Consider the following 26,084-nt stretch of genomic DNA (forward strand, 5'->3'; position numbering starts at 1 on the left):
GGGGGCTTGGGGATATGGCTTCCTGCCCCTCAACCATGGGGCGAGCGATGTTACGACTTCTTCTTGTGGCACTCCACGCACATCGGGTCGGTCTGGCTGCGTCGCAACTGGGCGGACTTGTCCTTGGGGACTGCTTTACCCATCAACTTCTCGCCGATCTTGTGGCAGTCGAAGCAGTTTCTCCCTTCCAGCGCCTTGTGCATCTTCACCATTGCCGGGTTCTTGCTGTGGCATTCGTGGCACTCAAAGGCATAGGCGCTCTGGGAGACTAATAGAAGGGCGACGAGAGTGAGGACTTTTTTCATGCTGTTCTCCTGGTGGCTTTTCTGCCCGGCCGGGTTCTGAGTGACCGCGATCCGCGGCGAAAATTCTGCTAACTTGCGGCGGCATAGTATCAATCCCGCGCTGTTTTACCCTTGACCAAAGTCAAAACCAGTGCGAAGCAAGGGAAGAAAAAAACTTTCCATACCAGCGGCAGTGTGGTAGTTATCGATCTTTTCAGGTGGGGCGGCTCCCCCTTGTTCGAGCGGAATACCCTCTAGGACGGTAGATATGGCAAAGATCATCTGTGTGGCAAATCAGAAGGGTGGGGTCGGCAAGACGACCACCGCGGTAAACCTTTCCGCCTCCCTGGCGGTTGCCGAACGGCGGGTGCTTCTGGTGGACATGGATCCGCAGGGGAACGCGGGAAGCGGGGTCGGGACCGACAAGAGCCTCATCGAGGAGAGCATCTACGATGCCCTCATCAACGACATTCCCCCCGCCAGCCTGGTGGTGAAGACCGAGTTGCCGTTCCTGCATCTCCTTCCCGCTACCGCCGACCTGGCCGGCGCCGAGCTTGAGCTGGCCGGCCTGGAAGGGCGCGAGCGGCGGCTGAGAAGGATCCTCACCCTCCTTTCCGACAGCTACGATTACATCTTCATCGATTGTCCCCCCTCCTTGAGCCTTCTCACCGTCAACGCCATGACCGCCGCCGACTCCGTGCTGATCCCGCTTCAGTGCGAGTTCTACGCGATGGAAGGGCTCTCCCAGATCCTCAAGACCATCAACCTGGTGCAGCAGGGGCTCAATCGCTCGCTCTACATCGAGGGGATACTCCTCACCATGTACGACGCGAGGAACAACCTGTCGCGCCAGGTGGCCGACGAGATCCGCGCGCACTTCCCGAAGGAGACCTTCGAGACCGTCATACCGAGAAACGTCAGGCTCTCGGAGGCCCCGTCCCACGGCAAGCCGATCTGCCTCTACGACATCACGTCAAGGGGGGCAACGAGCTACATGGATCTGGCCAAGGAGATGATCGGACGGGAGGTGAAGCATGGCAGTTAAAAAGATGGGACTCGGAAAAGGGATGGGGGCGCTGTTGCCGGTGGTCGAGGATCACGGCAAGAAGTACTTCTCCTGCCCGATCGAGGACATCCGCCCCAATAAAGAGCAGCCGCGCAAGACCTTCGTGAACGAGAAACTGGAGGAGCTGGCCGCCTCCATCCGCGAGAAGGGGATCATCCAGCCGCTGGTGGTCCTGAAAAAGGCGGGGCACTACGAGATCATCGCCGGCGAGCGCCGCTGGCGGGCGGCCCAGAAGGCAGGGCTTCGCGAGGTGCCGGTGGTCATCCAGGACGTCTCCGAGGAGACCGCCCTCGAGATGGCGCTCATCGAGAACATCCAGCGCGAGGACTTGAACGCCGTGGAGGAGGCCGAGGCCTACCACTCCCTCCTCGAGCGCTTCTCGCTCTCCCAGGAGGAGCTGGCCAAAAGGGTCGGCAAGGAACGCTCCACCATCGCCAACTCGCTCCGTCTTTTGAGGCTCCCCAACGACATCAAGCGCGACGTCGCCGAGGACCGGCTGACCATGGGGCACGCCCGGGCCCTGTTGACCCTGGAGGACCCCGATGAGCAGCGGGCGGCCCGCGACGAGATCGTCAAGGGACACCTCTCGGTCCGCGAGACCGAGGCACTGGTGAAAAGGAAAAAAGGTCCGGCGGCTCCCCCCAAGACCAAGAAACAGGCCGAAGACGCCGACCAGCGCGACCTGGTGGAAAGGATGCAGCGCTTCTTCGGCGCCAAGGTGGCCGTCAAGCGTTCCGGCAAGGGGGGCAAGCTCGAGATCACCTTCTCCGACCAGAACGAGCTCGCCAGGATCGTGGAGATGCTGAACCTCTAACCTTCCCTCACCCCTCCCCCTCTCCCCTAAAGGGGCGAGGAGAGAGGTTAGCAGGGGAGAGGAAGCCGAAGAAAGGTAGGTCGCGTTGAGGAACGAAACGCGACATCACCGCCGGGCCCGGCAAAAAAACGTCGCGTTTCACAACGAAGCCGTTCAACGCGACCTACGTGTCATATCTGCTGTCCTTCCTCTCATTGCTGCGCGGAAGCCTGTGTCATAGCGTAGACATTAATGACAGACGACCCCGTTTACGGAGCCGCGCCCAGTCACAATCTGTATACAATCTTTAGTTTCATTAGATAAATCGCTTGACAGGTAAAGGAGTTATGTGGTAGCTATCACCTGTTTTGCGCTCTCCCTGCGATATCGATTCTAACAGATCGTTTTAAAACTGTTTTACAAGAGGTGGATGGGTGATCAATCTAGATTTGGCATTTGTGTTCCAGTTGGTCAACTTCCTGGTGCTCGTGCTGCTGCTGAACGTCTTCCTGTACAAGCCGATCAGGAAGCAGCTGGCCGACCGTGCCGGCGAGCTCAGCGGCGCGAAGCAGAAGAGCGCCGAGGTTGACCGGGAAGTGCAGGAGAAGCTCGCTGCTTACGAGGCTCGCATGCGCGAGATCCGCGCCAGCGCCGCCGACGAGCGTGGTGTTCTGAAGAAGGAGGCCGCCGGTCAGGAGGCCGCCATCCTCGACAAGGCCCGCGCCGAGGCTACCCAGTCTCTCGCCTCCATCAAGGCCAAGGTGGCCAAGGAGACCGAGGAGGCTCGTCAGTTGCTGAAGCAGAGCGCAGAGGCCCTCTCCGCCGATATCTGCGAAAAAGTTCTCGGGAGGAGCCTGTAAGCATGAGCAAGAACACCAAACGCATCGTCTTCTCCCTCGCCCTGATAGGCCTGGTCCTCGGCCTCGCCGCCATGGGCTTCGCCGCCGAAGAGGCCGCCCAGCACGCCGGTGCCGCCCATGAGGCTGCCGAGGGTGCCCACGAAGCCGGTCATGCCGCCGCCCAGATGAAGGACTTCATGTGGCGCTGCATCGACTTCGCCGGTCTGGCTGCCATCGTGATCTGGGCCCTCAAGAAGGCCGACGTGAAAGGCTCGCTGGCCGCCCGCCGCGCCGGCATCGAGAGTGCCCTGAAGGAAGCGGTGGAGGCCAAGGCCGCCGCCGAGAAGAAATTCCAGGAGTACTCCCAGCGTCTCGACGCCGCAAACCAGGAGATCGAGACCATCTCGGCCAACATGAAGAAGGAAGGCGAGGCCGAGAAGGCACGGATCATCGCCGAGGCCGAAGAGGCTGCCAAGCGCATCCGCGCCCAGGCCGAGGCCGCCGCCGAGCAGGAAGTCCTCAAGGCCCGCGCCGAGCTCCGCGCCGAGGCCGCCAAGCTCGCCGTCGAGCTGGCCGAGCAGAAGATCGTAAAGAATATCGCCAAAGACGACCAGGACAAGCTGGTAGGTGAATACATCTCCAAGGTGGTGACGCTACATTGAGTACGAACGCAATAGCAAAACGTTACGCCAAGGCGCTTGTGCAGCTTGGCTCGGAAGCAGGGAGTGTGGAAAGCTTCAACACTGAGCTCTCCTCCTTCGGTGCGCTCCTCTCCTCCAACCGCGAACTGAGCGCGGTGTTCGGGAACCCGGCCTACGGCATGGAAGCCAAGGCCGAGATCCTGAAGGAGCTGATCGCGATGCAGAAGCTCTCCCCGTACGTCTCCAACCTCCTGATGCTCCTTCTGGAGCGCGGCCGCCTCTCCGTGCTGCCGCAGATCGCCGACAGCTACTCCAAGTACGCTGACGAGCTCTCCGGCGTCATCAGGCCGACCCTCACTTCCGGCCTGCCGCTGGAAGCGGGGCAGATCAACGAGATCAAAGCCGCTCTCGAGAAATCCACCGGCAAGAAGGTCGAGCTGAAAGTGGAAGTGGACCCCACCCTGATCGGTGGTGTGGTCACCAAGATCGGCGACAAGGTATTCGACGGTAGCGTAAGGACACAGTTAGCCAGAATTCAAGATACATTACAGAAGGGGTGAGACGGTTCTATGGAAATCAAAGCGGAAGAAATTAGCGAGATTATCAAGAAGCAGATCAAGGATTACGGCAAAGAGGTAGCGGTTGCCGAAACCGGCACCATCATCTCCATCGGTGACGGTATTGCCCGTATCCACGGTCTCGACAAGGCGATGGCTGGCGAGCTCCTCGAGTTCCCCGGCGGCACCACCGGCATGACCCTCAACCTCGAGGAAGACAACGTCGGCGCCGCCATCCTCGGCGAGTTCTCCCACATCAAGGAAGGCGACCAGGTCAAGCTGACCGGCAAGATCGTCGAGGTTCCGGTAGGCGAGGCCCTCATCGGCCGCGTCGTCAACGCGATCGGCGAGCCGATCGACGGCCTCGGCCCGATCAACACCAAGACCTTCGGCAAGGTCGAAGTGAAGGCCCCCGGCATCGTCGCCCGTAAGTCCGTCCACGAGCCGATGCAGACCGGCCTCAAGGCGATCGACTCCATGGTTCCGATCGGGCGCGGTCAGCGCGAGCTGATCATCGGCGACCGTCAGACCGGCAAGACCGCCGTCGCCATCGACACCATCATCAACCAGAAGGGCGGCGACCTGATCTGCATCTACGTTGCGATCGGCCAGAAGCGCTCCACGGTTGCCCAGGTCGTTTCCAAGCTGAAAGAGCACGGCGCCATGGACTACACCATCGTCGTCGCCGCTTCCGCTTCCGAGCCGGCCCCCATGCAGTTCATCGCTCCCTACACCGGCGTCACCATGGGCGAGTACTTCCGCGACAACAAGAAGCACGCCCTGATCATCTACGACGACCTTTCCAAGCAGGCCGTGGCCTACCGCCAGCTCTCCCTGCTGCTCCGCCGTCCGCCGGGGCGTGAAGCTTACCCGGGCGACGTCTTCTACCTCCACAGCCGCCTCCTCGAGCGCGCCTGCAAGGTATCCGACGCCCTGGGCGCCGGTTCGCTCACCGCGCTGCCGGTCATCGAGACCCAGGCGGGCGACGTTTCGGCCTACATCCCGACCAACGTCATCTCCATCACCGACGGCCAGATCTACCTGGAATCCGACCTGTTCTACTCCGGCGTCCGTCCGGCCATCAACGTCGGTCTCTCGGTTTCCCGCGTCGGCGGTTCCGCCCAGGTTAAGGCGATGAAGCAGGTTGCCGGTACCCTGCGTCTGGCACTTGCCCAGTACCGCGAGATGGCCGCCTTCGCCCAGTTCGGCTCCGACCTCGACAAGGCCACCCAGATGCAGCTTGCCCGTGGTGCCCGTCTGGTCGAGATCCTCAAGCAGCCGCAGTACCGCCCGCTGGCCAACGAGAAGCAGGTCCTCGTCATCTTCGCCGCCAACAACGGCTACGTCGACGACTACCCGGTCGGCGTGCTGGGGCGTTACGAGCAGGAACTCCTCGCTTTCTTCGACTCCAGGAAGGCGGATGTCCTCACCGAGCTCCGCGACAAGAAGGCCATCGACGACGGGCTGAAAGCCAAAATCGTCGCTGCCCTCGACGAGTTCAAGAAGGAATTTACTGCCTAATCCAAGGACGGGAAGAGAATGGCGAACCTCAAAAGCATCAAGAAGCGGATCGTATCCGTAAAAAATACCCGGCAGATCACCAAGGCCATGAAAATGGTCTCGGCTGCGAAACTGCGCCGGGCACAGGAAAACGTGGTCGCCGCCCGCCCCTACGCCGCGAAGCTCGCGGAGGTGCTGGAGCGCCTGGCCAAGAGCCAGGACACCGATGCCAGCCCTCTCATGGTGAAAAGGGACGGCGGTCGCGCCCTGCTGATGGTCGTTACCTCGGACAGGGGTCTTTGCGGCGGCTTCAACGCCAACCTCTGCAAGGCCGCCGAGCGCTTCCTTCGTGAAAGGAAGGGTGACTTCACCGAGGTCTCCCTGATGACGCTGGGCCGCAAGGGGTACGAGTTCTTAAGGAACCGTCACAAGGTGCGGAAAAACCACGGCAACATCTTCTCCACCCTCTCCTACCAGACCGCATCGCTGATCGCGGCCGAGGTGATCGAGGGGTATCTGGCCGAGGAATACGACGAAGTCTACATCATCTTCAACGCCTTCAAGTCCGTCATGAGCCAGGACATCACCATTCAGCAGCTTTTGCCGGTGGTTCCCCAGGAAACGGGTGAGGAAGAGGTGCAGACCCAGTACATCTATGAGCCTTCCAAAGGGGCGCTCCTGGATGAGCTTCTTCCCAAGCACATCGACGTGCAGGTCTTCAAGGCTCTGCTGGAGTCCGTCGCTTCCGAGCACGGCGCCAGGATGACCGCTATGGACAGCGCCTCCAAGAACGCCACCGAGATGATCGGCAAGCTGACCCTGATCTACAACCGGGCCCGCCAGGCCGCCATTACCACGGAGCTGATGGAAATCATCTCCGGTGCGGAATCGATTAAAGGTTAACACTTTAAAAATAGTGGCCTCTCGGGGCCGCAGGAGGAAGAGGGTAACATGAGCAACTTCGGAAAAATTTCGCAGGTCATCGGCGCCGTTATCGACGTCGAGTTCGAGCCGGGGCAGCTGCCCCCGATCTACAACGCCCTTCGCGTGACCAACCCGGCCATCGACGACCAGGAATGGAACCTGGTTCTCGAAGTCGCCCAGCACCTCGGTGAGAACTCCGTGCGTACCATCGCGATGGACTCCACCGACGGTCTGATCCGTGGCCAGCAGGTCAAGGACATGGGCAAGCAGATCTCCGTCCCGGTCGGCCGCAAGACCCTGGGCCGCATCCTGAACGTCATCGGCGAGCCGGTGGACGAGATGGGTCCGGTTGGTAACGACAAAGAGTACGGCATCCACCGCCACGCTCCCGAGTTCGTCGACCAGTCCACCAAGGTCGAGTCCTTCACCACCGGCATCAAGGTCGTCGACCTCCTCGCACCGTACGCCAGGGGCGGTAAGATCGGCCTCTTCGGCGGCGCAGGCGTCGGCAAGACCGTTCTCATCATGGAGCTCATCAACAACATCGCCAAGCAGCACGGCGGCTTCTCCGTCTTCGCCGGCGTCGGCGAGCGTACCCGTGAAGGGAACGACCTCTGGATGGAGATGAAAGAGTCGGGCGTTCTCGACAAGGCCTCCCTCGTGTACGGCCAGATGAACGAGCCGCCGGGGGCCCGTGCCCGCGTCGCCCTCTCCGCGCTCTCCATCGCCGAGTACTTCCGTGACGAGGAAGGCCAGGACGTGCTCCTCTTCATCGACAACATCTTCCGCTTCACCCAGGCGGGTTCCGAGGTTTCCGCACTCCTCGGCCGTATCCCTTCCGCCGTCGGTTACCAGCCGACCCTGGCCACCGAGATGGGCGAGCTCCAGGAGCGCATCACCTCGACCAAGAAAGGTTCCATCACCTCGGTCCAGGCGATCTACGTACCGGCCGACGACCTTACCGACCCGGCTCCGGCAACCGCCTTCGCCCACCTCGACGCGACCACCGTTCTTTCCCGTCAGATCGCCGAGCTCGGCATCTACCCGGCAGTGGACCCGCTCGACTCGACCTCCAGGATTCTCGATCCGCAGGTCATCGGCGAGGAGCACTACCAGACCGCGCGTAGCGTCCAGTACGTCCTCCAGAAGTACAAGGACCTCCAGGACATCATCGCCATTCTCGGTATGGACGAGCTCTCCGAGGAAGACAAGCTGGTTGTTGCCCGCGCCAGGAAGATCCAGCGTTTCCTCTCCCAGCCGTTCCACGTCGCCGAGGCCTTCACCGGCGCCCCGGGCAAGTACGTCGAACTGAAGGACACCATCAAGGGCTTCCAGGAAATCGTCGCCGGCAAGCACGACGACCTCCCGGAGCAGGCCTTCTACATGGTCGGCACCATCGAGGAAGCCATCGAGAAAGCTAAGTCGCTGGCTGTCTAAATAAAATCAGGTGAGGCTCGTGGGCGGTTGATCCCGCCTGCGAGCCGCAGCCTTTCGCCCCAAGAGGTTTTCCATGGCTGAAAAACTGAAGGTTGAACTGGTAACCCCCTACAAGAAGGTCCTCTCCGAAGAGGTGGACGAGATCACCGCTACCGGTGCTCTCGGTGAGTTCGGCGTGCTGCCGGGCCACGCCCCCTTCCTGACCTCCTTGAAGATCGGCGAGCTCGCCTACAAGCAGGACGGTGTCCTTCACCACCTGGCCCTCAACTGGGGGTACTTCGAGGTGGAGAACGACAAGGTTACCGTGCTGGTCGAAACCGCCGAGAGGTCCGACGAGATCGACCTGGAGCGCGCCAAGGCCGCCATGAGCAGGGCCGAGACCCAGCTCAAGTCCCTTACCCCGGAAGACAAGAGCTTCCGCGTCTACGAGGCCGCCCTCGAGCGCGCCCTCGTCAGGGTGCAGGTGGCCGGCAAAGCCAGGCGTTAAGCGGTACCGAAAATAGAGTTACGAAGAAAGAGCGGCGCATGCCGCTCTTTTTTTGTACCCGCCGTGCGTCGTGCGCCATCCCCGACCTTTACCACATCCCCTCACCTTTTTTGGGGAGAGGGGGATGGGGGAGGGAGAAGAATTAAAAGCACGGGGCTCTTCGGCACGTTAAAATTAACAGGAACGCCGACCACGGGTACCCTCCCCTTCAAGGGGAGGGACAGGCTGAGGATGGGGGCGCTGCCGGCAGGTTTCTAAAGGCCGGCCTCACACACTCCTTCGCCCCTCCCTCTGCGGAGGGGCCATCCGCTCGAGACAGACGAGGCATACCGTCATGCAAGGAACCGGTCACGACCTGGTCAACCAGCCGATTCCGCTTCTGATCCGGAAGCTGGCGGTGCCGACCAGCATCGGCTATCTCTTCAACACCATGTTCAACGTGGTGGACACCTTCTACGGCGGCAAGGTATCTACCGACGCCCTGGCCGCCCTTTCCCTCTCCTTCCCCGTCTTTTTTCTGATCATCGCCATCGGTGCCGGTATCTCCACCGCCGCCACCTCGCTCATCGGTCACGATCTCGGCGCCGGCAACCGTGTGGCCGCCCGCCACATGTCCATCCAGACCGTCTCCTTCGGCATCGTGCACGGGCTTCTCGTCGGGGTCATCGGGTGGTATCTCTCTCCTGTTCTCTTCGAGATCATGGGGGCGCGGGGAAACGTACTTCAGCTGGCCCTCCACTACATGCATACCATCTTCACCGGTAGTATCTTCTTCATACTGAACTGGGCCCTCAACGCCATACTCAGCGCGGCCGGGGACACCAGAAGCTTCCGAAATTTTCTGGTCGCCGGGTTCTTCCTCAACCTCATCTTCGACCCGTGGCTTCTCTATGGGGGGCTCGGGATCGAGCCGATGGGATTGCCTGGAATCGGCTGGGGGACCGTCATTATCCAGGCCGTGGGGAACATCTACCTGGTCATGCGGGTAAGGTCGGCGGGAATGCTGTCGGAGTTTAAGTGGAAGGAGCTATTACCCGGCCGGCACTGCTACTGGGAACTCGCCAAGCTCGGCTTTCCCTCGAGCCTCAACATGATGACCGTCGCCATAGGGATCTTCATCATCACCGGCTTCGTCGCGAGGTTCGGTTCGGGGGCGGTGGCCGCCTACGGTATCGCCACCAGGATCGAACAGGTGGCGCTGCTTCCCGTCATGGGGCTCAACATGGCGACCCTGGCCCTGGTCGCCCAGAACAGCGGCGCGCGCCGGTGGGAACGGGTGGTGGAGGTCATCAAAACCGCTCTGCGGGCCGGGATCGCCCTGATGCTCGCGGGTACCCTCACCGTCCTCTTCGGTGCCCGTCTACTGATGTCGTTTTTCACCAAGGACGCGAACGTAGTGGCGATCGGAGCCGGCTTCCTGCATATCGAGGCCTTCGTCTTCATCGCCTATGTCATCCTGTACACCTCAGTATCGGTCCTGCAGGGACTGAAGCGGCCGGTGTTTCCCCTGGTGATCGGTCTGCTGAGGCAGATCGTGCTGCCGATTCCGGTCTTTTACCTTCTGGCCGTCCTCCTGGAGTGGGGGATCAAGGGAATCTGGTGGGGGATCCTGCTGGTCACCTGGTCGGCCGCGCTCGCCTCTCTTTACTACATGGCGCACCTCGCCTCCCGCATCGCCACCAGTGACAGAGAACATCTGGTGGAAAAGGACGGGGAAGGGGTTCTGCGTTAGAATGTCCTTACCGATCTGACGAAAGCCCATCCAAATTGCTGTCAGCAGTCTTTCGCACCCGCGGAGGTAAGGTCGTGGACCTCGGTTACGTCTGCTCAGAGATAGAAGAGCGTGTCGGGCGGGAGCTCCGAGAGAGTAGCGACCCTGAAAAACGGGTCGAGATACTTACGTCCGCGCTCTATGAGGCGGGCCGCACCGTACTTCCCGCACTCGGGCTCCCCAAGAAGTCGGTGGAGTACCATCACGCACAGGAAACGGCGCTTAAACTCTTCAGCACCATCTCCATCGCCCTGGTACGGTCCGGAAGCGAGGGGAAAAAGGCGGTATCGGTACTGGCTGAGCTTGCCGAGGGATGTCACGACCCGCTCATAAAGAAAAAACTTTCCGTGTACGCCCAGGAAATCCTCGCCAAGTCCCACCTGCGGAAAGCCCCCAAGGCAAAGGTCGGGAAGGGAGTCACCCTGGCCGCGGTCGCTTCCCTCGCCCTTTCCCTGGCCGGTCATCACTATTTTCCGCTCCATACCGCTTCCCAGGTGACGACAAGCGGTGTAGTATCGGGGCCGCCCGCGCAACCCCGGGGCGAGCCGGTCCAGCAGCCGACCCCCTCAAGGCCGAACCCGGTGGAGGGAGGGAGACCGCAGGAGCTGGCCGCCAGCCAGCCGAACCGGGAAGAAAAGGCGGTCGCCGCGAGGTCGCTCGTCAGAGAGGGAGAAGTGACACCGGTGCGGGTGGTCAACAACCAGGTACTGGTGCCGGTGGTCCTGAAGCAGGGCGGGGTGGCGGTTAAACTCGAGCTCCTGCTGGACACGGGGGCCACCCGGACCGGCGTGCACGAAAACGCCATCGGCCGGTTGCCTCTGGACTTGCGACAGGCGCGGGCGATCAGCGTGGAACTAGCCGACGGCAGGAGTGTCCGCTCCCGCCTCACCAGGATCGACCTGGTGACGGTCGGTCCCTTCACCCATCCCGGGCTGGAGATCGAAGTGATCTCTTTCTCGGGGGCCGGTGCGCTGCATGACGGCCTGCTCGGAATGGATATCCTGGGGCGGCACCGCTACCAGTTGGACATGGAAAAAGAGGTCATCCGCTGGTATTGAACCGGCGGGACGGAGGCGTGGTTATCAAGAAGATCTACCTGAAGTTGCTGCTCACTACCTTCTTCTGGGGGGGGACCTTCGTCGCTGCCCGTATCGCAGTGCGGGAAGCCCCGCCGTTCACCGCGGCCACCGTGCGTTTCCTGATCGCCGGCGCGGTCCTGGTGGCCCTGGCGGTACGGCAGGCACGCCAGGAAGGGAGCCCCTTGCCGCTGCCGAAAACGATCGGCCAGACCGCTCTCCTCTTCTCCCTGGGGCTCACCGGCGTCTTTCTCTACACCGCCTGCTTCTTCACCGGGCTCAAGCTCACCACGGCGACCAACGGCTCGCTGATCGTGGCGATCAACCCGCTGATCACCGCCGTCATCTCGGCCAAATGGCTGGGCGAACGGGTGACCCGGCCTCAGACTGCGGGTCTGCTGATCTCGGTGGCAGGGGTCGCCGTGATCATATCCAAGGGGTCGCTGGCGGTCATCTCCGGTCTCTCCCTCAATCCGGGAGATCTCTTCATGCTGGGGGCTCCGCTTTGCTGGGCGCTCTATTCGGTCCTTGGGAAGAAGGCCCTGGCCAACTTCGCCCCGCTGACCGCGACCGCCTACGCGGCGGTGTTCGGCGCCGCCTGCCTTCTGCCGGCCGCGATTGCCGAGTCCATTCACCTGGGAAAGGGACTGCCGCACTTCTCGGCGATGGGGTGGCTGGCCGAGCTGCAGCTGGCCCTGCTGGGGACGGTGGTAGGCTTCGTCTGGTGGTACCAGGGGATCGGCGTCATCGGCGCCTCCAAGGCCGCCTCCTTCGTCAACCTGGTCCCGCTTTTCGGTACCGTTCTGGCCGCCCTGATCCTGAGCGAACGGATCACCGGAGCCCAGCTGGCAGGGGGAGGGCTGGTGGTACTGGGAGTCTACCTGGGAAGCGGGCAAGGCTTTCCCGCCGGAAAGGGGGTGGCGGTGAGGCTTCAACCCCAGCCGGCTTCCCGCGAGGAGGAAGGATGATCAAACCGAGCCTTGTGCCTACCCTGCAGTTGATGTTCAGGGCGCTCTTCCCTTCCAAAAGAGACCCCATGCCGATGAACCGGCGCAGGGATGGTGTCTCCATCTTATATCCTCCCGACTTCGGTAAGACCATGGATCCCCTGCTGGACGAGGCAGGTAATTTCAGGGTACTTTTCCCCGGCTGCAGCGAAGCGGCGGCACCGCTCGTTCTCTTCCGGCTGAAGCGCCAGGGGTACTCGCGCTGCCGGGTGAAAGCGAGCGAGGAAGGGCTCTACCTGGAAGGGAGCCGGTAAAAAAGGGGAGGGGGAGTTGGTGGGAGCTGAAGACCAGCATCCCTTGTGAAAAGGGGGCCGGGGGGATTTCACCAGCCGAACGAAGCGCAAACAGAAAGGGGAAGGCCACGCGGCCTTCCCCTTTTTAAGGTGAGCGGTGCCGGATGCCTATCCGGCGTCAGCTCCCGATCTTCCCGATCTCGAACCCGATCTGGTCCAGCGGCAGGACGACGTCCGCCACCTTTCCCTCGATGCAGGCGCGCGGCATCCCGTAGATGGTCGAGGTCGCCTCGTTCTGCACCAGGGTCACCCCACCTTTCCCCTTCAGGTGCTGCATCCCCTTGAACCCGTCGTTCCCCATCCCGGTCAGGATCACCCCGAGCATGGCGCCGCCGCTCGCGTCGCAGAGGCTCGTGAGCATATGGTCCACCGACGGGATGTAGATGTACTGGGGGAACTCCGAGGTGGGGTAGGTCTTCACCACGATGTTGCTCCCCTGCTTGACCAGCGAGGTGTGCACGCCGCCGGGGGCGATCAGCACCTGGCCCCCCTTCACGATGTCGCCGTCCTTGGCCTCCTTGATGGAGAGCGAGCATTTGGCGTTGAGGCGGTCGGCGTAGGGACCGGTGAAGGCCTTGGGCATGTGGATGGCGACCACGATGCCGTGGGGGAAGTTGACCGGAACCCGGGAAAGCACCTCCTGGAGCGCGACCGGCCCCCCGGTGGAGGCGCCGATACCGACGTAGGAGATCTTGCGGTGGGTGAAGTGGGAGGGGCGCACCACCTGCTGCGGACGGACCAGCCGGGGGGCCATCCCCGCCCTCAGCGGGACCGGCGCCAGCGACGCCTCCGCCACCTTGGCGAGCAGCGCCTGCTGGAAGACGGACTGGGCATCCTTGCTGTCGGTGACGTTCTTGGGAACGTAGTCGATCGCCCCGGCATCGAGCGCCTCGAAGGTGGCCTTGGCCCCTTCGCAGGTGAGGGTGGAAACCATCAGCACCCGGGTCGGCTGCTTCGCCATGATCTGCTTGAGCGCACCGATACCGTCCAGGCGGGGCATCTCGACATCCATGGTGATCAGGTCGGGCTTCAGGGCCAGCGCCTTCTCCACTCCCTCGACGCCGTCGGCGGCGATGCCGACGATCTCCACCTTCGGCGCCCGGGAGAGGATCCCGCGGATGGCCATCCTCATGAACGATGAGTCGTCAACGATAAGCACCCTCAATTTGGCTTGCTGTGCCGGATACATGGTTGGTCAGGCTCCTATCCCCTGGAAAATGGACCTGACCATGTCCTCGATCTCGGGGACGCGGTCGTCCAGTTCGTAGCAGAAGCGTTCCACGTCGAGATCGGCCAGGTGAGGTGCGTAGGACTTGAGGATCGACCAGGCTTTTTCTTCGGCGAGATTGAAAGTGACCCACGATTTCCCGCCGTAGTCGAGCTGACGGACGCAGCAGAAGAGGTCGGCCAGGTTCACGATGGCGCAGAGGGTGGGATCCAGGGTGGCCTCCTCGGGGGCATGGTGAAGGGCGATCACCTCGCAGTAATCGGGGGGGAAGTTCCACTTCTGGGCGATGCAGAGCCCCACCTCGTTGTGGGAGGTCCCCAGGAACTCGATCTCCTTCTCCACCAGCCGGAAGGGGTGGCCGTGGGTCGAGTCCAATAGCGCCCGGAAGGCGTCCTGGCGGTAGTAGCTCAGGAAGACCTCGCCGATGTCGTGCACGATCCCGACCAGGTAGGCCTTCTCGGTGTCCGGATAGCGGACCCGCTGGGCGATGATCTTGGAGACCACGCCGACACCGAAGGAGTGCTCCCAGAAGCTCTTGATGTCGAGGATGCCGTCACGCCCCTCGAAGACGTCCACGAAGGAGCAGGTGAAGGCCAGTTCCCGGATGTGGCGGAACCCCAGGTAGATGAGGGCACGCTTGACCGACTTTATCTCGTGGGCCGGCTTGTAGAGCGGCGAGTTTACCATCTTGATGACACGAGCCGCCAGGACCTGGTCGGACAGGATCATGTCCGCCACCTCGTCGAGCTCGACGCCGGGTCGATCCAGGAGCTCGATGACCCTGGTAGCAACCTGCGGTATGGTGGGGAGATCAACGAAGCTTTCCACCATCTCCTGAGCCGTCTGCATCATGGCTGCTTTTTCCATACCATCGTCCTCACTTGTTGTAGGTGAACCCGCCCGGGAAGTGCACGGTTTTGAACTTGTCATTCACCCCGTGGAGCGATTCAGACTGGCCGACGAAGAAGTACCCGTACGGCTGAAGGTTGTTGTAGAAGTGCTGCACGACTTTGCTCTTGGAGGCGGTGTCGAAGTAGATCAGGACGTTCGCACAGAAAATGAAGTCGAAGCTCTTCATAAAAAGCATCTTGTTGTCGTCGTAGAGGTTCAGGTGGTTGAAACTGGCGAGCTTCTTCACCTCCGGTGACAATACGAATCTTCCCGGGCTCTCCTCCCTGAAATACTTCTTCAGGTAGTAGTCCGGGGTGTTGCGTACCGAGTAGCTGCCGTAGACACCCTCCTTGGCCTGGGCCAGCACCGTCTCGTTGATGTCGGTGCCGACGATCTCGATGATCCAGTCCTTCAGGAGGGCGTTGCGCTTTTCCAGGAGGATCATCGCCATGGTGTAGGCTTCCTCGCCGGAGGAGGAACCGGCACTCCAGATCCGGAGCTTGCGGAAACCGATCTTGGACTTGGCCGCCACGATCTCGGGGAGGAACTTGTTCTCCAGGGCGTTTAGCTGCGGCATGTTCCTGAAGAAGCAGGTCTCGTTGGTGGTGATCTCGTCGAGCAGTTTCTTCAATTCGGTGCTGCCGGTCATGCCGGAGCGGACGTACTGGTAGTAGTCGCCGTGGCTCTTGCACCCGGTCGCTTCCAGTCTGCGGGCCAGTCTGCTTTCCAGGAAGTATTTCTTGCTGCTGTGAAAGTAGATCCCGCAGACGTTATATATATAGTCCCTGAGCTGCTCGAAATCCTTGTCGGATATCTTCAGGGCCGCTTTCACGTCGATGGGTTTGGTCTCTAGTGCCATTATCATCCCCTCAGGCCGATTTCCTCACGCCGGCGGACTCCCCGCCTCCGATAAGCCCCATCGGGTCTACAATGAGCGCCACCCTGCCGTCTCCCATGATGGTCGATCCGCCGATGCCGGGGAGGTTGGCCAGGAATTTGCCGAGCGACTTGATGGCCACCTCCTGCTGGCCGAGCAGCCGGGAGACCACCAGCCCGACCCGTTTCTCCGCCACCCCGACGATGACGACGTAGCAGGTTTCCCGGTCTTCGCCGGTGTGGGCGCAGTTGAAGGTCTGCTGGAGCCTCAAAAGCGGAAGCACGGAATCCCTGAGCTTGAGCACCTCCTGGCCGCCGACCACGTGGAAATCGCGGGTGGAAACCCGGAGGGTCTCGATGACCGAGGAGAGAGGAATCGAGTAGATCTCCTTCTCGACCTCGACCAGAAGCGACTGGATGATGGCCAGGGTGAGCGGCAGTTTAAGGATGAACTCGCTCCCGTGGCCGAGGTCGTTCTTGATCTCGATGATCCCGTTGAGCTTCCTGATATTGGTCCTCACCACGTCCATGCCGACGCCGCGGCCGGAGAGGTCGGTGGTCTGCTCCTTGGTGGAGAAACCGGGGAGGAAGATCAGTTCGAGGATCTCGCGCTGCCCCATGGAGGCGAGCTGGTCCTCGGTCACGAGCCCCTTGTCGAGGGCCTTCTTGGAGACCCGCTCGGGATCGATCCCGCGGCCGTCGTCCTTGATGCTGATGACGATCTGGTTCCCCTCGTGGGCCGCCGAGAGGATGACGGTCCCGACCCGCCCCTTGCCGGCGGCCAGCCGCTCGTCGGGGGTCTCGAGGCCGTGGTCGAGGGCGTTGCGGATCAGGTGGATCAAGGGATCCCCGATCTCGTCGACCACCGAGCGGTCGAGCTCGGTCTCCTCGCCGAAGACCTGGAGGTCGACTTCCTTGCCGAGGTCGCGCGCGAGGTTTCTGACGATGCGGGGGAACTTCTTGAAGACCTTCTCGACCGGCAGCATCCTCATCTTAAGGACCTGCATCTGGAGCTCGCTGGTCACGAAGTTGAGGCGCTTGGAGAGCTTGCCGAAATCGTCGGCGAAGCCGGAGACGTCGAGGCCGGCCTGGAAATCGCTGTGCAGCTGGATCATCCGGTTACGCTCGAGCACGAGCTCGCCCACCTGGTTCATGAGGTCGTCGAGCCTTTTCACGTCCACCCGGACCGTGGTGTTGTCGGCCAGTTCGTCCCCCTTGGCGGCGGCTGCCTGTTTCGGGGGCTCCTTGGAGGCGGCGGCCGCCTTCGGCTGGGGCGGGGGAGCCGCTTTGGCGGCCGGCTCTTCCTTGGCCGCGGCGGATTCCCGGGCGGCGGAGGCCGCCTCTTCGAGCGCCTCGGCGGCCTCCTTGAGGGCGGTTTCCTGGGTGACCGGGGCCTCGGCCGCCGGAGCCGGCTCCTTCTTGGGCGCGGACGCGGCCGGAGAGAGTACCGACGCCTCGCCGGCCCCCTCCGAAAGGTAGGGGATCAGCTTGCTGATCACCGTTTCGATGTCCCGCTCGACGATCTCGCCGTCCTTGATGTCGGCCACCAGGGTCTTCACCAGGTCGACGGCCTCAAGGATCACGTCCATGATCTCCGAATTCAGGGAGAGCTCTACCTTCCTGAGCCGGTTGAGGACGTCCTCGGTCTTGTGGGTCACCTTGACCAGGAAATCGAACCCGAGGAAGCTGGAGGCCCCCTTGACCGTATGGATCGAGCGGAAGATCCGGTTCATCAGCTCGGAGTCTTCGGGGCTCTTTTCCAGGCTGATCAGGTCGTCGTCCAGCTTTTCCAAAAGCTCGGTGGTTTCTGCCAGGAAACCTTCTAATAGTTCCTGATCCTCGCAGTCTATAGCCATGACAATGCTCCAGAAAAAGGGGAGTCCACACCCCTGTGCGGTTTACGAAACGGTGCTGAAGAACCTTCGCTCGTCGGCGGTGAACATCTTCTCCAGGTCAAGAAGGACCAAGAGGCGCTCGGCCTGGTTGATCACCCCGGCCATGCATTCCTGTTCGATCCCCCCGGAGACCACCGGCGGAGGAGGCTGGATCTCCTTGTCGGAAATCCTGATCACCTCGGAGACCTCGTCGACGATGAAGCCCATCATCTCGCCGACCACCTCCATCACCATGATGCGGGTCCTTTTGTCGTATTCGGCCTCCATGAGGTCGAACTTCTTGCGGAGCGAGATGATCGGGATCACCTTGCCGCGCAGGTTGATGACTCCCTCCACGTAGTGGGGGGTGTTGGGGACCCTCGTGATGTTGAGCATACGGATGATCTCGCGCACCATCAGCACGTTGATGCCGTATTCTTCCTTCTCCAGGTTGAAACTGACCAGCTGGATCAGTTCCCCCCCGACTTCCTCGCTTTTAAGCTTCAGTGCGGTCGTCTGCATGTCTGCTCCTCCGTGTGCTCGTGGCGGCCCCTGGCGGGACCCCGGGCTGGGCCCTCTTCAATGTCTAATCGGCGCTATCGTGCAAAGGTTAAATGATTTTTTTGCGCTGGAAAGGGCGCCGAGCCCCCCCTGCGGGAGCCGGTCCGGAAAGGGCGGCGCGGCCCACCCCGCCCGGGACAAAAAATTGACGAAATTTAATGTTAAAGGAAAAGAATTTGACCGCCGGATTCCTCCAAGTCATTTTATTGACATGGAGAGATAATGAAGCTATAGTTTCCGAGCGGTACGGTTTTTTTATCGGTGCTGGGACCGGCAACTTTAGTGGAAATCGGGGAGACAATGGAATCACCCAAGATACTCATTGCGGATGACGACAAGAAAACCAGGGACTTCGTTGCCGCCTTTTTAAGCTACAAGGGGTACCAGGTCTTTCAGGCCTTCGACGGGCAGGACGCCCTGCAGAAGGTGGATCTTCACGACGTGCAGATGGTGATTACCGACATCATGATGCCCCGCGTGAACGGCCTGGAGTTCATCAAGCAGCTGAAGTCGATCCGCCCCGATATCGTCACCATCGCCTACAGCGCCTTCGCCAATTTCGAGATGACCGCCAATCTTTTGAAGGCCGGCGCCTTCTTCTACCTGGAGAAGCCGTTCAACCTCGAAGAGCTGGAAACCCACGTAAAACGGGGACTTGAGCACCGGGCGCTGCAGAGCAAGAGTTTTCGGTCCAAACCGTGCATCAAGAACCGTGCGCTGCTCAACAACATCATCGGGGAGAGCGAGAAGATGCTCTCTCTCTTCGAGATGGTCGAGAAGGTGGCGGGCTCCGACTCCACCGTGCTGATCCAGGGAGAGTCGGGGACCGGGAAGGAGCTGGTGGCCCGCGCCATCCACGACCTCTCCACCCGGGTGGACAAGAACTTCGTGGCCGTCAACTGCGCGGCCATCCCGGACGAGCTCCTGGAGAGCGAGCTCTTCGGCCACGTCAAGGGCTCCTTCACCGGGGCGGTCGCCACCCGCATCGGGCGCTTCGAGATGGCCGACAAGGGTACCCTCTTCCTCGACGAGATCGGCGACATGAAAGCCAACCTCCAGGTGAAGCTTTTGCGGGTGCTGCAAAACCGCGAGGTGGAGCCGGTCGGTGCCACCCGGGCCAAGAAGGTCGACGTCAGGATCATCGCCGCCACCAACCAGAACCTCGAGCAGATGGTCTCCTCGAAGAGCTTCCGCGAGGACCTCTACTACCGGCTCTCGGTGATCCCCATCACCCTCCCCCCCCTGAGGGAGCGGGGGACCGACATCGGGCTCCTTTTGAACCACTTCCTGGAGCGTTTCAACAAGGGGAAGCAGAGCAAGGTCCAGGGGTTCGACCGCCAGGTGATGGAGATCCTCACCCACTACGACTGGCCCGGCAACGTCCGCGAGCTGGAGAACCTGGTCGAGCGGATGGTGATCATCAAGGGCTCCGGCATCCTCACCGCCAACGACCTTCCCGAGAAGTACCGCAGCGGCAAGGCGACCTCGACGCTCCGCAGCGACGAGATCACCCTCCCGGACGACGGCTTCTGCCTGAACAGCGCCGTCGAAGAGTTCGAGAACAAGCTGATACTCCAGGCCCTGCAGAAGAGCCGGGGGAATAAGAAGGAGGCCGCCGAGCTCCTCAATCTCAAGCGGACCACCCTGATCGAGAAGTTGAAGAAAAAGAAACTGGTGTACGATGGAGTGCTCAACCAGTAAACGAGGCACCACGCAATGTCGATTGACCCGGTAGCGGCAGCGCAGCAGGGTTTGACCCCCACCAGGAATTCCAACCCCCCCCAGGGCACCACGCCCGGGACCAACTTCCAGCAGCTGCTGGAGGGGACCGGGAAGGGAGAGCCCGTTTCTCCGGCCACCGCCGCCGAGATCCTCCGCCTCAAGATGCTGAACTCGGCGATGAACCTCGGGGACGACAACTCCCGCCAGGGAAACGCGGTCAGCGCCGGTGTCCAGGGGCTTCTCGATCGCTTCCTCGAACAGCTTCCCAAGGAGAGCCCGCCGGCCGCCTGGGGGGCGCCCCCGGGAACCGAACAGCAGGTCGGCGACGCCCTGGAAGGGGACGGTGGCGGTTCGGCCGCCGCCCCGGTCTCCGGCGACCTGGAAGGGATCATCCAGAAGGCCTCCCAGCGTTACGGGGTGGAGAGCGGCCTCATCAAGGCGGTCATCAAGGCCGAAAGCGACTTCAACCCCCGCGCCGTTTCCCCGGTAGGCGCCCAGGGGCTCATGCAGCTCATGCCCTCCACCGCGAGGGGACTCGGCGTCACCGACTCCTTCGACCCCGAGCAAAATGTCATGGCGGGTACCCGTTTCCTCAAGGATCTCCTCAGCCGTTACCGCGGAAACGTCGACGAGGCGCTGGCCGCCTATAACTGGGGTCCGGCCAAGGTCGACCGCCACGGCACCGACCGCCTCCCGAAGGAGACCAGGCTCTACCTCGCCAAGGTCAAGAGCTACTACTCGCAGTACGTCGCCTAGTGGGCAGAAAACCAAAGGGCAACCCCATCCTCACCCTGTCCTCCCCTTGAAGGGGAGGTGCTTGGGAAATAAAAAAAGCCTCCGTATCTCGAAAGTACGGAGGCTTTTTCCCTTTCCTGTCGACCCCTTTCACTCCCTTACGTAGATGTCCTGGTCCGAACTGCTCACCATCGTCATCACGCGCATGTACTCGTCCTCGATCAGGTCGTGATGCTTCTGGGTCTCGCAGATGACCGTCTCGAAAACCTGTTTCACGTGCTGGTCGGCCATCTCCGAGGCCAGCACGGTGTAGAGGTCAATGGTGGCTTTCTCCTCCTGCAGGGCGATCTCCAGGGCCTTTTGCTCGTGGACGTCGGCCGCCAGCACCTCCTCGAGGGCCTGGTGGATGGCGGAGACCTCCTCGACCGGTGTGTCGAGGTAGCTGTTCAAGTCACCGAGGTCCCCGCCGACGTAGTGGTCGAAGAAGGCCTTCAGGTGCCCGATCTCCTCGTTGGCAAGGAGAGTGAATACCTTTTTGGAACGGTCGTCCTCCGTGATGGCCGCAGCCTTGCGGTAGAACTCCATGCTCTCCTTCTCGGTCTTGATGGCCAGTTTCAGGGCCTCCTGCAGCGTGTACTGTTTTCCCATGAATTCACCTCCTCCCAAGTCATGATAATCGAGACAAAGTATATCCAAGGCTGCCCGGAGGTCAAATCGGGGTCGGAAAAGTTCTAATGATAACTAAAACTTAAGTCGTTGATGCGGGGAGCCCGAAGAGGCGGCGGGCATTGGCGGAGGTGGCCCGGGCGAGCTCGTCGACGGGGATGCCCTTGAGGGAGGCGACCTTGCGGGCGATGAGCGGGAGGAAGGAGGGGCGGTTGGCGAGCCCGCGGTGAGGCTCCGGGGCGAGGTCGGGGGCGTCGGTCTCCAGGAGGAGGCGGTCGAGCGGGACGGCGGCGGCCACCTGGGCGGGCCTTACCGCGTTGGCGAAGGTGACCGGTCCGGCGAGCGAGATGTAAAGCCCGGCCCGGAGGCAGTCGCGGGCGGTCTCGGGGCTTCCCGAGAAGGCGTGCATGACCCCCTTCACGTTACTGCCGGCCGCCTCGGCCATGATGGCCAAGAGGTCCGCGAAGGCCTTGCGGCAGTGGATGAGGACCGGAAGCCCGAATTCGCAGGCGAGCGAGAGCTGGGCGCGGAAGGCGGCGCGCTGGAGCTCGCGGCTGGGGGACGCGATGAGGTAATCGAGACCGATCTCCCCCACGGCGGCGGCGTTGCGGCAATAGTTACTGAGGGTGGCGCGGAGCTGGCCGTCCCAGAGGGCGGCGTGCATGGGATGGAGGCCGAAGGCGGGGATCAGCCGGGGGTGGCCGGCGGCCAACGATGCGATGACCGGCCAGCCGTCGGGGTGGACGCCGGGAACCAGCATACCTCCCACCCCCGCCCCCTCCGCCTCCGCCAGCACCTCGGGAAGGGAGGCGAGGAGCAGGGGATCGTCGAGGTGGCAGTGGCTGTCGAACAGCATCGGCTAGCCGCGCTTGATGCCGGGGTGGTCTTTCAGTTCCTTGATGATCTCGACCTGGCGGCGGAAGAGGTACTGGGAGATGCTGATCTCGGTGGCGAGGGTGAGCTCGATCTGGAAGACGAGACGGAACCCGCTCTGGAGGGACAAGACCTTCAAGAGCGAGGCGGGGACGGTGATGGTGCCGATGGGAAGGGTGACGGTGAGTTCCCCCTGCGTGGTGAGGGGGAGGGTCGGTTCGTCGACCACGTTGATGGTGATGCCGGTCAGCGACATGTCGTGGAGCCTTCCCCCCACGGTCCCTTCCGGATAGGTGAAGGTCGCGTAGATGGGATCGGAGAGCTCGACCCGCACCGACATCCTCCGCTCCGCCCGCACCAGGGCGTAGGAAAAGCTGGAGAGAATGACTTTGGACTTCTCGACGTTGGCGTAGTTGGCGTTGGCGATGACGTCCCGGGGGAAGTGGCTGCTCTTGAGGATGACCACCTTCTCCAGCGAGATCACCAGCGCCTGTACTTGGTGGACCTGCAGCTCCGCGTGGGCCTCTTCCACCGTGACGATATCGGCCTCGTAGCTGACCGGGATCTCGCGGTAGAAGTTCAAGAGCTTCAGGTCGTTTTTGAGTTTTCCTGCCCGTATGGCTGCCAGGGTGGCCAGGATCTCCGCCTGGTCCTCTTTCTCCCCTGCGAGTTGGAGCTTCTGGTATTGGTCTTTCATCCGCCCACCTGGAAAAACTGAAAAAAATGTTGCCCTTTACCCGGTCGCACCAATATAATACGACTCGGTTCGGCGAAGATACCCTCTTCGCCTTTATTTTGTCCAGAGTTTTAATAACGGGAGTCAGTTTAATGCGGTACAACGAGCAGGAGATCGAGAAGAGGCGTACCTTCGCCATCATCAGCCACCCCGACGCCGGTAAAACGACCATCACCGAAAAGCTCCTTCTGTTCGGCGGCGCCATCCAGCAGGCCGGGGAGGTGCGGGCCAGGAAGTCCGCCCGTCATGCCACGAGCGACTGGATGGAGATGGAAAAGCAGCGCGGGATCTCGGTCACCTCGTCCGTCATGAAGTTTACCTACCGTGACTTCGAGATCAACCTCCTCGATACCCCCGGCCACAACGATTTTTCCGAAGACACCTACCGGACGCTCACCGCCGTCGACTCGGTGCTCATGGTGATCGACTCGGTGAAAGGGGTCGAGAGCCAGACCAAGAAGCTCCTCGAGGTCTGCCGCCTGCGCCACACCCCGATCATGACCTTCATCAACAAGCTCGACCGGGAGGGGCGCGAACCGCTCGACCTCTTGGACGACATCGAGAGCACCTTGAACATCCAGTGCGCCCCGATGACCTGGCCGATCGGCATGGGTAAGCGCTTTAGGGGGACCTACCACCTCTACACCAAGGAGATCTCCTTCTTCGACCCGACCGCCGACCACGGGGTAGGGGAGGTGGTGACCGTCAAGGGGCTCGACGATCCGAAGCTGGACGAGCTTTTGGGGAGCCAGGTCGAGGAGCTGCGGGCCGACGTGGAGCTCCTGGAAGGTGCCGCCCATCCCTTCGACCTCGAGGCCTACCTGGCCGGGAAACAGACCCCGGTCTTCTTCGGGAGCGCCATCAACACCTTCGGGGTGCAGCAGCTTTTGGACTCCTTCGTGGAGAACGCCCCGGGGCCCCTGCCGCGCGAGACCCTCACCCGCACCGTCTCCCCCTACGAGGAGCCCTTCACCGGCTTCACCTTCAAGATCCAGGCGAACATGGACCCCGCCCACCGCGACCGCATCGCCTTTTTCAGGATCTGCTCCGGGAAGTTCGTGCGCGGCATGAAGGTCAGGCACCTCCGCCTGGGGCGCGAGGTCCAGATCGCCAACGCCACCATCTTCATGGCCCAGGACCGGACCAACGTCGACGAGGCCTACGCCGGGGACATCATCGGTATCCATAACCACGGGACCATCAAGATCGGCGATACCTTCACCCAGGGGGAGGACTTGAAGTACACCGGGATCCCGAACTTCGCGCCCGAGCACTTCAAAAAGATCCGCATCCTGAACCCGCTGAAGTCCAAGGCACTCGAGAAGGGACTCGTGCAGCTGGCCGAGGAGGGGACCACCCAGGTCTTCAGGCCGCTCATGGGGGCCGACTGGATCGTCGGTGCGGTCGGCATGCTGCAGTTCGACGTGGTCATGCACCGGCTGGAGCACGAGTACGGGGTGAAGTCGGCCTACGAGCCGGTTTCCTACGTGACCGCGCGCTGGGTGACCGGGGACCGTAAGACGCTCGACGAGTTCCAGAAGAAGGAAGCGATGAACCTCTACACCGACGGGGAAGGGAACCTCGCCTACCTTGCCGGCAGCCAGTGGCGCCTCGACAACACCATGGAGAACTGGAAAGAGCTCACCTTCCACGCCACCCGCGAGCACAGCTGACCTGCTTTAGTTCCCGCATCCCCCCCGGGAAGGAGGTCAAGGTTTCCCGCCATACCCTCGCCCCTTTAGGGGAGAGGGTGGCCGACAGGCCGGGCGAGAGAGATTTTTTCACTCACCCTTGCCCTTTTAACGCGGGGCGAGGGGACAAGGAACCTGCCATGTCATCATCCCCCGATTCGTCTACCGCCCAAGCCGCCACGGGGTCTCAAGCCGCCTCCCTGACCGCCGACGCCCTCATGGTGCTGGCCGCCGGCATCCTCTGGGGAACGACCGGCACCACCCAGGCCCTGGCCCCGGGCGGGGCAACCCCGGTCAGCATTGGCGGCATGCGGCTCGTCGTGGGCGGCCTCACCCTGCTTCTGCTGGCCCTGGCCCGCGGGGGACTGGGGAGGCAGCGCTGGCCGCTTCTTCCGACCCTGTTGGCGGGAGCCTTCGTCGCCTCCTACCAGCTCTGCTTCTTCGCGGCGGTCAGCCGGACCGGTGTCGCGGCCGGCACCCTGGTCGGCATCGGCAGTTCCCCGATCATGGCGGGCGTTCTGGGATTCGTGGTACGTGGTGAGCGGCCGGGGAGGCGATGGGTGGTGGCGACCGTGCTGGCCCTGGCGGGATGCGCGCTTTTGGCGGCGGGAGGCGGGGGGATAGCGGTGAACCCCCTCGGCATGCTCCTGGCCGTGGCGGCCGGGGCTTCCTACGCGAGCTACACCATCGCGATCAAGGGGCTTCTTCCGGGGCGTTCAGCCGAGGCGGTGATGGCGGTGGTCTTCTGTATCGGGGCCCTGCTGCTTTCCCCCTTGCTCCTCTCCTCCAACCTGCAGTGGATCGCGACCCCGAAAGGGGCGACCCTGGTTCTCTATCTCGGCGTGATGGTCACCGCGCTCTCCTACTGGCTTTTCGTCCGCGGTCTGCGGACCGTCCCCGTCGCCACCGCCGTGACCCTTTCCCTTGCCGAACCGCTCACCGCCGCCCTGTTGGGAATCTTCTTCCTGGGCGAGCGCCTTTCCATGATGTCCATGAGCGGCATTCCCCTCCTCTTCGCCGGCCTCGTCGTCCTCGCCGGCTCAGTCACCGAAGGAAAATAATACCGCGCCACCCCGCGGTCACGTGCGGTGGCGTCAAGGTCGGAGCGGCAGAGGTACAGGAGCAAAGCTTCAAGGAAAAGCTGAGGTACGCCCGTGAGTACACCATTGGGCTCCTAAAGAAGATTTGGCCCTATGTTATAGTAGGTATCGGACTAGGAGCTTTCATTCATGGGTACGCGCCGGAAGAATTTCTTGTCAGGTACGCAGGTCGAGACAACCCCTTGGCCGTGCCGCTTGCCGTAATCATCGGCGTCCCGCTTTACAGTAACTCCGCTGGGATAATTCCCGTTGTTCACGCCCTGATGGAGAAGGGGCTCCCCATCGGCACCGTGCTTGCCTTCATGATGGCGGTAACTGCGCTTTCCTTTCCCGAGGCCGTCATCCTCAAGAATGTCCTCAAGACGAAACTCCTGGCCACGTTTTTTGGGATTGTCGCCGCTGCAATCGTAGTTGTTGGGTATCAGTTCAACGCGATTTTGTAAGGAAAGGAGGAAC

Annotated in this window: 27 protein-coding genes; 18 read left to right on the plus strand and 9 right to left on the minus strand. The window is 62.0% G+C overall.

Features of this window, described 5'->3' with window-relative positions; genetic code table 11:
• Positions 1-50 precede the first annotated feature (50 nt).
• On the minus strand, positions 51-305 hold the full coding sequence (locus ACYVL5_RS02805; RefSeq protein ID WP_460594031.1) for a cytochrome c3 family protein: 255 nt from the start codon (positions 303-305) through the stop codon (positions 51-53).
• A 247-nt stretch (positions 306-552) separates the two neighbouring features.
• On the opposite strand from ACYVL5_RS02805, the gene ACYVL5_RS02810 reads away from it, so the two are divergent.
• From ACYVL5_RS02810 to ACYVL5_RS02870, 13 genes are all read left to right on the plus strand, one after another.
• Positions 553-1,329, plus strand: a complete 777-nt coding sequence (locus ACYVL5_RS02810; RefSeq protein WP_460594032.1) for a ParA family protein — start codon at positions 553-555, stop codon at positions 1,327-1,329.
• On the plus strand, positions 1,319-2,164 hold the full coding sequence (locus ACYVL5_RS02815) for a ParB/RepB/Spo0J family partition protein (protein ID WP_460594033.1): 846 nt from the start codon (positions 1,319-1,321) through the stop codon (positions 2,162-2,164). The genes ACYVL5_RS02810 and ACYVL5_RS02815 overlap by 11 nt, the downstream gene beginning before the upstream one ends.
• Positions 2,165-2,577: 413 nt before the next feature.
• Positions 2,578-3,003, plus strand: a complete 426-nt coding sequence (locus ACYVL5_RS02820) for a F0F1 ATP synthase subunit B family protein (protein WP_460594034.1) — start codon at positions 2,578-2,580, stop codon at positions 3,001-3,003.
• 71 nt (positions 3,004-3,074) lie between these two features.
• On the plus strand, positions 3,075-3,644 hold the full coding sequence (locus ACYVL5_RS02825; RefSeq protein WP_460594111.1) for a F0F1 ATP synthase subunit B family protein: 570 nt from the start codon (positions 3,075-3,077) through the stop codon (positions 3,642-3,644).
• The gene (gene atpH, locus ACYVL5_RS02830) at positions 3,641-4,183 is read left to right on the plus strand and encodes a FoF1 ATP synthase subunit delta (protein ID WP_460594035.1); all 543 of its coding nucleotides are present in this window, start codon (positions 3,641-3,643) and stop codon (positions 4,181-4,183) included. The genes ACYVL5_RS02825 and atpH overlap by 4 nt, the downstream gene beginning before the upstream one ends.
• Before the next feature lie 9 nt (positions 4,184-4,192).
• The gene (gene atpA, locus ACYVL5_RS02835) at positions 4,193-5,701 is read left to right on the plus strand and encodes a F0F1 ATP synthase subunit alpha (RefSeq protein ID WP_460594036.1); all 1,509 of its coding nucleotides are present in this window, start codon (positions 4,193-4,195) and stop codon (positions 5,699-5,701) included.
• 18 nt (positions 5,702-5,719) lie between these two features.
• The gene (gene atpG, locus ACYVL5_RS02840; RefSeq protein WP_460594037.1) at positions 5,720-6,583 is read left to right on the plus strand and encodes a F0F1 ATP synthase subunit gamma; all 864 of its coding nucleotides are present in this window, start codon (positions 5,720-5,722) and stop codon (positions 6,581-6,583) included.
• Positions 6,584-6,631: 48 nt separating this feature from the next.
• Positions 6,632-8,041, plus strand: coding sequence for a F0F1 ATP synthase subunit beta (atpD, locus tag ACYVL5_RS02845; RefSeq protein ID WP_460594038.1), 1,410 nt, complete (start codon positions 6,632-6,634; stop codon positions 8,039-8,041).
• 73 nt (positions 8,042-8,114) lie between these two features.
• Entirely contained in the window at positions 8,115-8,528 is a 414-nt protein-coding gene (locus tag ACYVL5_RS02850; RefSeq protein WP_460594039.1) for a F0F1 ATP synthase subunit epsilon, read from the plus strand.
• A 334-nt stretch (positions 8,529-8,862) separates the two neighbouring features.
• Positions 8,863-10,260, plus strand: a complete 1,398-nt coding sequence (locus ACYVL5_RS02855) for an MATE family efflux transporter (RefSeq protein WP_460594040.1) — start codon at positions 8,863-8,865, stop codon at positions 10,258-10,260.
• A 74-nt stretch (positions 10,261-10,334) separates the two neighbouring features.
• Positions 10,335-11,357 (plus strand): aspartyl protease family protein, encoded by a 1,023-nt coding sequence (locus ACYVL5_RS02860; protein ID WP_460594041.1) that lies wholly within the window; start codon positions 10,335-10,337, stop codon positions 11,355-11,357.
• Between the two features lie 17 nt (positions 11,358-11,374).
• Positions 11,375-12,343 carry a DMT family transporter gene (locus ACYVL5_RS02865; RefSeq protein WP_460594042.1) on the plus strand — a complete coding sequence of 323 codons (969 nt, stop codon included), beginning with the start codon at positions 11,375-11,377 and terminating at the stop codon, positions 12,341-12,343.
• Positions 12,340-12,636 carry a hypothetical protein gene (locus tag ACYVL5_RS02870; RefSeq protein WP_460594043.1) on the plus strand — a complete coding sequence of 99 codons (297 nt, stop codon included), beginning with the start codon at positions 12,340-12,342 and terminating at the stop codon, positions 12,634-12,636. The genes ACYVL5_RS02865 and ACYVL5_RS02870 overlap by 4 nt, the downstream gene beginning before the upstream one ends.
• Positions 12,637-12,793: 157 nt before the next feature.
• Here the strand turns inward: ACYVL5_RS02870 and ACYVL5_RS02875 are convergent, their stop codons facing one another.
• From ACYVL5_RS02875 to ACYVL5_RS02895, 5 genes are read right to left on the minus strand one after another with little or no spacing between them, the layout of a single operon-like run.
• On the minus strand, positions 12,794-13,864 hold the full coding sequence (locus ACYVL5_RS02875) for a protein-glutamate methylesterase/protein-glutamine glutaminase (RefSeq protein ID WP_460594044.1): 1,071 nt from the start codon (positions 13,862-13,864) through the stop codon (positions 12,794-12,796).
• A 6-nt stretch (positions 13,865-13,870) separates the two neighbouring features.
• The gene (locus ACYVL5_RS02880; protein WP_460594045.1) at positions 13,871-14,770 is read right to left on the minus strand and encodes an HDOD domain-containing protein; all 900 of its coding nucleotides are present in this window, start codon (positions 14,768-14,770) and stop codon (positions 13,871-13,873) included.
• A gap of 10 nt (positions 14,771-14,780) precedes the next feature.
• Positions 14,781-15,653, minus strand: coding sequence for a CheR family methyltransferase (locus ACYVL5_RS02885; RefSeq protein WP_460594046.1), 873 nt, complete (start codon positions 15,651-15,653; stop codon positions 14,781-14,783).
• A gap of 10 nt (positions 15,654-15,663) precedes the next feature.
• Complete coding sequence (locus ACYVL5_RS02890) at positions 15,664-17,526, minus strand: chemotaxis protein CheA (protein WP_460594047.1); 1,863 nt, start codon at positions 17,524-17,526, stop codon at positions 15,664-15,666.
• A 42-nt stretch (positions 17,527-17,568) separates the two neighbouring features.
• Positions 17,569-18,066 carry a chemotaxis protein CheW gene (locus ACYVL5_RS02895; protein ID WP_460594048.1) on the minus strand — a complete coding sequence of 166 codons (498 nt, stop codon included), beginning with the start codon at positions 18,064-18,066 and terminating at the stop codon, positions 17,569-17,571.
• A 339-nt stretch (positions 18,067-18,405) separates the two neighbouring features.
• Here ACYVL5_RS02895 and ACYVL5_RS02900 point away from each other — a divergent pair, with 339 nt between their 5' ends.
• Both ACYVL5_RS02900 and ACYVL5_RS02905 read left to right on the plus strand, forming a co-directional pair.
• Positions 18,406-19,806, plus strand: a complete 1,401-nt coding sequence (locus tag ACYVL5_RS02900) for a sigma-54-dependent transcriptional regulator (protein WP_460594049.1) — start codon at positions 18,406-18,408, stop codon at positions 19,804-19,806.
• Positions 19,807-19,821: 15 nt separating this feature from the next.
• Positions 19,822-20,583: a lytic transglycosylase domain-containing protein gene (locus ACYVL5_RS02905; protein ID WP_460594050.1), complete on the plus strand. Its 762-nt coding sequence runs from the start codon at positions 19,822-19,824 to the stop codon at positions 20,581-20,583.
• A gap of 129 nt (positions 20,584-20,712) precedes the next feature.
• Here the strand turns inward: ACYVL5_RS02905 and ACYVL5_RS02910 are convergent, their stop codons facing one another.
• From ACYVL5_RS02910 to ACYVL5_RS02920, 3 genes are all read right to left on the minus strand, one after another.
• Positions 20,713-21,210, minus strand: coding sequence for a ferritin-like domain-containing protein (locus tag ACYVL5_RS02910; RefSeq protein ID WP_460594051.1), 498 nt, complete (start codon positions 21,208-21,210; stop codon positions 20,713-20,715).
• 100 nt (positions 21,211-21,310) lie between these two features.
• Complete coding sequence (locus ACYVL5_RS02915) at positions 21,311-22,084, minus strand: TatD family hydrolase (protein WP_460594052.1); 774 nt, start codon at positions 22,082-22,084, stop codon at positions 21,311-21,313.
• 3 nt (positions 22,085-22,087) lie between these two features.
• On the minus strand, positions 22,088-22,798 hold the full coding sequence (locus ACYVL5_RS02920; RefSeq protein WP_460594053.1) for a PilZ domain-containing protein: 711 nt from the start codon (positions 22,796-22,798) through the stop codon (positions 22,088-22,090).
• A 131-nt stretch (positions 22,799-22,929) separates the two neighbouring features.
• Here ACYVL5_RS02920 and ACYVL5_RS02925 point away from each other — a divergent pair, with 131 nt between their 5' ends.
• The 3 genes from ACYVL5_RS02925 (at position 22,930) to ACYVL5_RS02935 (ending at position 26,071) form a co-directional block, all read left to right on the plus strand.
• The gene (locus tag ACYVL5_RS02925) at positions 22,930-24,510 is read left to right on the plus strand and encodes a peptide chain release factor 3 (protein ID WP_460594054.1); all 1,581 of its coding nucleotides are present in this window, start codon (positions 22,930-22,932) and stop codon (positions 24,508-24,510) included.
• Between the two features lie 158 nt (positions 24,511-24,668).
• Positions 24,669-25,589 (plus strand): DMT family transporter, encoded by a 921-nt coding sequence (locus ACYVL5_RS02930; RefSeq protein ID WP_460594055.1) that lies wholly within the window; start codon positions 24,669-24,671, stop codon positions 25,587-25,589.
• Positions 25,589-26,071 (plus strand): permease, encoded by a 483-nt coding sequence (locus ACYVL5_RS02935; protein ID WP_460594112.1) that lies wholly within the window; start codon positions 25,589-25,591, stop codon positions 26,069-26,071. Before ACYVL5_RS02930 ends, ACYVL5_RS02935 begins: the two co-directional genes overlap by 1 nt.
• Positions 26,072-26,084 lie beyond the last annotated feature (13 nt).

It is taken from the genome of Geomonas sp. Red276, from assembly GCF_054784495.1.